The sequence below is a fragment of the Rhizorhabdus sp. genome (assembly GCF_018006725.1).
Lineage (GTDB): Bacteria > Pseudomonadota > Alphaproteobacteria > Sphingomonadales > Sphingomonadaceae > Rhizorhabdus.
This window is the reverse complement of record NZ_JAGMXV010000242.1, coordinates 1-6558: the sequence shown is the minus strand read 5'-3', so window position 1 is coordinate 6558 and position 6558 is coordinate 1. Positions and strand designations below refer to the sequence as shown.

Annotated in this window: 6 protein-coding genes; 4 read left to right on the top strand and 2 right to left on the bottom strand. The window is 66.5% G+C overall.

Features of this window, described 5'->3' with window-relative positions:
- On the top strand, nt 1-848 hold an 848-nt coding region (locus KAY22_RS22600; protein ID WP_296625434.1), incomplete at its 5' end, for a dihydroorotase.
- Here the strand turns inward: KAY22_RS22600 and KAY22_RS22595 are convergent.
- Nucleotides 800-1945, bottom strand: coding sequence for a hypothetical protein (locus KAY22_RS22595; RefSeq protein ID WP_296625433.1), 1146 nt, complete (start codon nt 1943-1945; stop codon nt 800-802). The two genes, KAY22_RS22600 and KAY22_RS22595, sit on opposite strands and share 49 nt — an antisense overlap.
- Nucleotides 1946-2117: 172 nt before the next feature.
- Between KAY22_RS22595 and KAY22_RS22590 the strand changes: the two genes are divergently transcribed.
- The gene (locus KAY22_RS22590) at nt 2118-3203 is read left to right on the top strand and encodes an SPOR domain-containing protein (protein ID WP_296625432.1); all 1086 of its coding nucleotides are present in this window, start codon (nt 2118-2120) and stop codon (nt 3201-3203) included.
- 10 nt (nt 3204-3213) lie between these two features.
- Here the strand turns inward: KAY22_RS22590 and serB are convergent, their stop codons facing one another.
- Nucleotides 3214-4092, bottom strand: coding sequence for a phosphoserine phosphatase SerB (gene serB / locus KAY22_RS22585; RefSeq protein WP_296625431.1), 879 nt, complete (start codon nt 4090-4092; stop codon nt 3214-3216).
- Here serB and miaA point away from each other — a divergent pair.
- Both miaA and ilvB read left to right on the top strand, forming a co-directional pair.
- Entirely contained in the window at nt 4085-5032 is a 948-nt protein-coding gene (gene miaA, locus KAY22_RS22580) for a tRNA (adenosine(37)-N6)-dimethylallyltransferase MiaA (protein WP_296625435.1), read from the top strand. The genes serB and miaA overlap by 8 nt on opposite strands.
- Before the next feature lie 61 nt (nt 5033-5093).
- Nucleotides 5094-6558: biosynthetic-type acetolactate synthase large subunit (ilvB, locus tag KAY22_RS22575; RefSeq protein WP_296625430.1), on the top strand; the 1465-nt coding region annotated here is incomplete at its 3' end.

The window sequence follows — 6558 nt, the reverse complement described above, 5'->3', positions numbered from 1 at the left end:
TTATGAAGGCGGGCGGCGCCTGCGCGGTGGCCACCGGTCGGCGCTGGATCGCCGATTCGGGCGTGATGTACCGCATTCTGTCCTACGCCCGTGCGCTCGACCTGCTCGTGATCAGCCATGCCGAGGATGGCGGTCTGAGCGCTGGCGCGGTCGCAACCGAAGGCGAATATGCGACCCGCATGGGCTTGCCAGCGGCGCCCGCTATTGCCGAAGCCATGGCGGTCGCGCGCGACATCATGCTCGCCGAACAGAGCGGGGCACGGCTCCATTTCCGCCAGCTGACGACGAAGCGCGCCTTCGACATGGTCCGCGACGCCAAGCAGCGCGGCCTCCCCGTCAGCTGCGGAATCAGCCCCGCGCATCTGCTGCTGTCAGACATCGCGGTCGGCGGTTTCCGGACCTTCGCGCGCCTGTCGCCGCCACTACGTTCGGAAGATGACCGTCAAGCCGCGCTCGAGGCGCTGGCAGACGGGACCATCGACTTGATCTGCTCGAGCCACGACCCGCTCGGTCCCGAAGCGAAGCGCCTGCCCTTCGCCGATGCCGATCCCGGCATGTCGGGCGCGGAGACGCTGCTATCGCTATCGCTGGCGCTTGTCCGCGACGGCCGCATCGGATTGCCGAGGCTGATCGAGATGCTGTCGGCAACGCCCGCGCGCCTGCTCGATCTGCCCGGCGGATCGCTGGCAGTCGGGGCCGAGGCGGACCTGATCCTGTTCGATCCCGACAAGCCCTGGCGGATTTCGTCGGATGCCATGGCCTCTCATGCCGGCAACACGCCTTTCGACGGGCTCCCGGTTCAGGGCAAGGTGCTTCGGACGATCAAGGGTGGTGTCGCCTTAGGCTGATCGCTCGTGCCCAGCTTTGCGGGCGCGGCGCGGACTGGCGGAGAAGCTGATCTTTTGCAATCGGCCGCGCGACCGAGCACCGGAGTCCCGTCCGACGCGCACAGCGCTACGAGCCGAACAGGGAAATGGATCGCGCGGGTCGACACGGTCATCCCCCGGCGCGACCCGGCGCGATACAGCGACCTGTTTCCCGTGCGCAGGGGAGCTGCGACTTGGGACATGCTTTCCGGATCGGCCTCGCTCGGCCGCATCCCACGCATCCGGGGCGGCCCCGTATAGGCGGCCGGCCGGATCGGCTCCTGCTGGGGCGAAGGCGCGGGGACGGCCACAGGTAGAGTCGCTACGAAAGCGGCAGACGAGGCTAGAGCCGTCGCTCTGGCGTCATGACGGTCAAGCGCCAGTTGCAACGGCATACCCGGATCGGTCTGCGGTGTGACACCGATCAGCGCTCCCAACTGGAGCGCTGGCGTGTCGCGAAACTGGGCAACGCCAGCCCAGCGATGCAATCTGTCCGCCATCTGCTCGGGCGGCACGTCCTGGGCGGCGATCGTCGCGGCGCTCGCCCAATTGCCGGCCAACGCCTCGACAAAGGCAAGATTCTGTCGCAGGCGCGGCATAGCGCTCTCGCCACGGGCAGCGGATGACAGCAATCCCCGCGCCCTTTCGATATCCCCTGCCAAGGCCATAGCAAGACCAATGTCCGCCTCGCGCCCTGCGATGTTCATCGCAGAGAGCCTGTCGAGCGCCTCGGCTTTCTTGCCGAGAGCGATCTGCACCAGGACGAAGCGGAGATCGTTGGCGGCGGCATCAGGGTCCAGCAGGCCAGCGTCGTTCAGCGCCTGCTCGGCGGAGAGGAAGCGGCCTGTGCTCATATAGGCGGCCCCGAGAGCGAGGCGGGCGGACGCATTTTGCGGCTCGCGCAGAACGTCCTCCTCGGCGGCGCGGAGTAGCGGATTCGCGCTTGGCGGGGGCTGCGATTCATAGGCCGGTCGGGGCGTATCGACAGCATCCTGCGCCAGCGGCACTGCGGCACTCACCGTGCCCGGCAGCATCAGCAGCATCGCCCCCAGTCCAGCCGCTCCTCTCATCCCCGTCATGCTCCGTCATCCTTGCCCAAGGAAATCGGCCGCGAGGCTAAAGCGGGCACGCTAAGCTATGGTTAATGCGACGGGAAGCATGGCAAGCCCGATAGCGGGACTATCGACAGCCCGGTATCTCGCGCTATCAGCAGCTTGAAAGATGCCGACAGGAAAATCGGGGGCGGTGACGATGAAGAGCTTTGTGCTGGGCCTGGCGCTGGCCGGCATGGCGATGGGCGCTCCGGCAATTGCCGGCGTGAAGGAAGGCGTCGAAGCCTGGAAAGCCGGAGACTATGCCAAGGCGATCTCCGAATGGCGCGGCCCAGCCGAAGCTGGAGAGCCCGATGCGCAGTTCAACCTGGGACAGGCCTATAAACTCGGCCGCGGCGTGCCGATCGACCAGACCCAGGCCCTGTCCTGGTATCGCAAGGCCGCCATCGCCGGGCATGAGCAAGCGCAGGCCCTGCTCGGACTGATGCTGTTCCAGAGCGGTCAGCGGGAAGAGGCCATGACTTGGTTGCGCAAGGCCGCCGACCGGGGCGAAGGGCGCGCGCAATATGTCGTCGGTACGGCCTATTTCAACGGCGACCTGCTGCCGAAGGATTGGGCCCGCGCCTATGCCTTCATGATGCGCGCAAAAGCGGCCGACATCGGCGCTGCGAACCAGAGCCTGATGCAGATGGAACAGGTTATCCCCGACAATCAGAAGCAGGCGGGGCTGGCAATTGCGCGCGAACTCGAGCGCACCGCCCTGTTGCGGACCAATGACGGTTCGGGCCCAGCCGGCACCCCGCTCACGATGCGGACCACCGTAGTGCCGCCGCCCGTCGGTCAGGCCAGCGTGCCGCCCTCGGCTCCGTCGCCCGCGCTTTCCCCCACAGCTGTCATGGCCCAGGCCGCGCCGTCGACGCCATGGAAAGCCCCGAGCGTCACAGCGTCGCCAGCCAGCGAGCCTGCCCCTGCCCCCGCCAAATCGGTTGCGACGCGGCCCGCCGCATCGGCTCCGGCCCCCCTCCGCGCGCCGCAACCCGTAATCGCGGTCGCCGGCGGTGGCTGGAAGATTCAGCTGGGCGCCTTCTCCAGCGCCGACGCCGCGCGCAATGCCTGGGCGACACTCTCTGCCAAGGCCGGTCTGAAGGCGCTGACGCCGACCTACACTCCGGTGAAGACGCTGACCCGCCTCCAGGCGGGACCGCTCGGCTCGCGCGCGGCCGCACAGCAGGCCTGCGCCGCAGTCAAGGCTACGGGCACCACCTGCTTCGCGGTGGCGCCCTGAGCCTTCGGGCTCAGATCACCCAGTCTTTCCGGGCATAGCCCTGCGCATAGAGGAGCGCGGTCAGGTCGCAATGATCGATCCGGGCTGCGGCGGCTGCGGCCGTCTTGGGCTTGGCGTGATAGGCGACGCCCAGGCCCGCCGCCTGGATCATGGGGATATCATTCGCCCCATCTCCGACTGCGAGGCATTCTGTCGGCGTAATGCCGTGCGCCGTTGCTTCGGCGAGCAACGTCTCCCGCTTGGTCGCTGCACCGACGATCGGCCGCGCGACGGTGCCCGCGAGCTTGCCGTCGGCGATCTCCAGCACGTTCGACAACGCGCGGGTGAAGCCGATGTCGGCCGCCACGCGGTCGGCAAAGGCGGTGAAGCCGCCGGACACCAGATAGCAGTCTGCGCCATTTGCCCGCATCGTCCGGACCAGTTCGCGGGCACCGCCCATCAGCACGACCCGCTCGGCATGACAGCGATCGATGACCGAGGCGTCGAGCCCCTTGAGCAGCGCCACACGGGCATCGAGCGCCCCTTCGAAATCAAGCTCGCCGCGCATGGCGCGCTCGGTGATCTCGGCGATCTGCGGCTTGATCCCGGCATAATCGGCCAGTTCGTCGATGCATTCGATGGTGATCATCGTCGAATCCATGTCGGCCACCAGCATCTTGCGCTGCCGCTCGGCCTCGACCTGTACGATTACGTCCACGCCGCCGATCGCACCTTCCAGCGCGGCACGAACCGCCTGGCTATCTCCCTCGAACCGGATATCGCAGGCAACACCCTCGTCGAGCCAGACCGGAGCAATCGGCGTGGCGCCGGCCGAGCGGACGCGGTCCTCCGCCGCGGAAATATCGCCTGCGGCGAGCCGTTCGGATGCTATCAAGGTGGCGATGAACACAAGCAATTCCCCGTCGACGATTCCGGTCGCGCTTATTACGGGGCCGACGGCCAGCGGCAAGTCCGCATTGGCGGTCCGCCTCGCCGAACTGTCGAACGGCGTCGTGATCAACGCCGATGCCAGTCAGGTCTATGCAGATCTGCGCGTCCTGTCCGCACGGCCCGACGCCGCCGAGGAAGCCCGCGCGCCGCACCGCCTGTTCGGCTACCGGGACGCCGCGACGGCTTGCAGCGCGGCTGACTGGGCAGCCGACGCGCGGACTGCGATTGATGAGGCCGCGTCGGAGGGCAAATTGCCGATCCTGGTGGGCGGCACCGGTCTTTACCTGCGCACATTGCTGTTCGGCATAGCCCCGGTTCCGGACATCGACCCAGACATAAGAGCCGAAATTCGCGCCCTGCCCGCCACCGAAGCCTATGCTGCCTTGCTGCGTGAGGATCCGGCGATGGGCCACCTGCATCCGAATGACAGCAGCCGGATCGCCCGCGCGCTGGAGGTGGTGCGGTCGACGGGAACGTCCCTGTCGGCGTGGCAACGGCGGCTCGAAGGCGGGATCGCCGATCGCGTGTCGATCGCCGCCCGCATCCTGCTGCCGCCGCGCGATTGGCTGCGTGACCGTTGCGACAGGCGCTTCGAAGCTATGCTGGCACAGGGGGCTATCGAGGAGGTAGAAGCTCTGCTGGCGCGGCGACTTTCACTCGACTTGCCTGCGATGCGAGCAATCGGCGTGCCCGAGATCGCGGATTGGTTGGGGGGCCGGATAGACCGCGAGACGATGGTGGTCCGGGGCCAGGCGGCGACACGGCAATATGCCAAGCGCCAGTACACCTGGTTCAGGCATCAGCCGCCGGCGGAGTGGCGCCCGGTTCATGCGCAACTCGATAACTCTGCAATTGACGAAATTGCAATTAAATTACAATCAGAAGCGTTGACACCATAGTTTAATGTCTTTAGGCAGCGCCGCTTCAACCAGCGCGCTGCGGCGCACAAGGGGACGTGACATGACTGCCGAGATGACCGGTGCCGACATATTGCTCCAGGCTCTGACCGACCTGGGCGTGGAGGTCGTGTTCGGCTACCCCGGCGGCGCGGTCCTTCCGATCTATGACGCGCTCTTCAAGCAGAAGCGCATTCGCCACATTCTCGTGCGCCACGAGGCAGGCGCGGTGCACGCAGCGGAAGGCTATGCGCGCTCGACCGGCAAGCCCGGTGTGGTGCTCGTGACATCAGGCCCCGGCGCGACCAACGCGGTCACCGGTATCGCCGACGCACTGATGGATTCGATCCCGCTGGTGGTGCTGACCGGCCAGGTGGGCACACCGCTGATCGGCACCGATGCCTTCCAGGAATGCGACACGGTGGGCATCACGCGCCACTGTACAAAGCATAATTATCTGGTGAAGGACCCGGCCAAGCTCGGCGATGTGATCCATGAGGCGTTCCACATCGCAACATCGGGCCGCCCCGGCCCGGTCGTGGTCGATCTGCCCAAGGACGTTCAGGTGGCCAGCGCCGCCTATCGGAAGCCCTCGATCCAGGCGCTGCCGCACAAGGGCTATCGCCCGCAGGTGAAGGCCGACACCGCGCTGCTTGAAACCGCCGTCGAGATGCTCGCTGCGGCCGAACGGCCGATCCTTTACACCGGCGGCGGCATCATCAACGCTGGCCCGCTCGCCAGCCAGGTGCTGCGCGAACTGGCCCGCGTCACCGGCGCACCCGTGACCTCGACGCTGATGGGCCTCGGAGCCTTCCCGGCCTCCAGCCCGCAATGGCTGGGCATGCTGGGCATGCACGGCACCTATGAAGCCAATATGGCGATGAACCGGGCCGATCTGATCCTGTGCCTCGGCGCGCGCTTCGACGACCGGGTGACAGGCCGCCTCGACGCCTTCTCGCCCAACTCCAAGAAGATTCACATCGATATCGACCGTTCGTCGATCAACAAGACGGTCCGCGTCGATCTCGGCATCGTCGGCGATGTCGGCCGTGCGATGGAAGACATGGTCAAGCTGTGGAAAGCGCGCCAGCACAGCGCGCAGGACCTGACCGGCTGGTTCGGCCAGATCGACGAATGGCGCGGGCGCAAATGCCTGAAATATCCGGCCTCGACCAAGGAGATCATGCCGCAGCTCGCGATCCGCAAGCTGTGGGAGGCGACCCGTGACCGCAAGCCGATCATCACCACCGAAGTCGGCCAGCATCAGATGTGGGCTGCCCAGCATTTCGATTTCGAAGGGCCGAACAAGTGGCTGACCTCGGGCGGTCTCGGCACGATGGGCTATGGCCTTCCGGCCGCGATCGGCGCGCAGCTGGGCAATCCCAATGCGCTGGTAATCGACATCGCGGGCGAAGCTTCGATCCAGATGAATATCCAGGAGCTCGGCACGGCAACGCAATATCGCCTGCCGGTCAAGATCTTCATCCTCAACAATGAATATATGGGCATGGTCCGCCAGTGGCAGGACC